We start from the raw sequence: 460 nt of genomic DNA on the forward strand, positions 1-460 counted from the left end.
CCGGCGCGCTCGAGCACCTTGAGGTGCTTCGACACCGCCGGAAAGCTCATGGCAAACGGCTCGGCCAGCTGCGTAACCGAGGCCTCGCCGAGCGCCAGCCGCGCCAGGATGGCGCGTCGGGTCGGATCGGCAAGGGCCGCGAGGGTCAGGCTGAGGCTATCGGTCGTCATATTTATTGAACCAGATGGTTATATAACCTTTTGGTTCTATACGAGAGGCCGCCGGCCGAGTCAAGCGGCGCGGTATCGAGGGGGAATGCGGGCAGCGCCCCATCCGGATCGCAAACCGGACGGCAAGGCTCCTGGTGGCCTCAGGAGAAGTAGAACCGTTCGGCCGGGATCATCTTCGGCGCCGGCTCGCCGAGCGCCTCGAACACCGAGATTTCGCAGACGCGGCAAAGGCCATCGAGCGCAAGGTCGTTGGGCTGGGTGCCGAAGGGATCCTCGAGCTCCTCCGACAG

The 460-nt window shown here is 65.0% G+C and carries 2 protein-coding genes; both read right to left on the reverse strand.

The genetic code is table 11. The features are described 5' to 3' along the window. On the reverse strand, window positions 1–170 hold a 170-nt coding region (locus EOA29_RS39970), incomplete at its 3' end, for a metalloregulator ArsR/SmtB family transcription factor (RefSeq protein WP_145970185.1). A gap of 140 nt (window positions 171–310) precedes the next feature. Then, on the reverse strand, window positions 311–460 hold a 150-nt coding region (locus EOA29_RS44150; protein WP_348628947.1), incomplete at its 5' end, for a bestrophin family ion channel.

The sequence above is a fragment of the Mesorhizobium sp. M1E.F.Ca.ET.063.01.1.1 genome (genome assembly GCF_003998155.1).
Classification (GTDB): Bacteria; Pseudomonadota; Alphaproteobacteria; order Rhizobiales; family Rhizobiaceae; genus Mesorhizobium.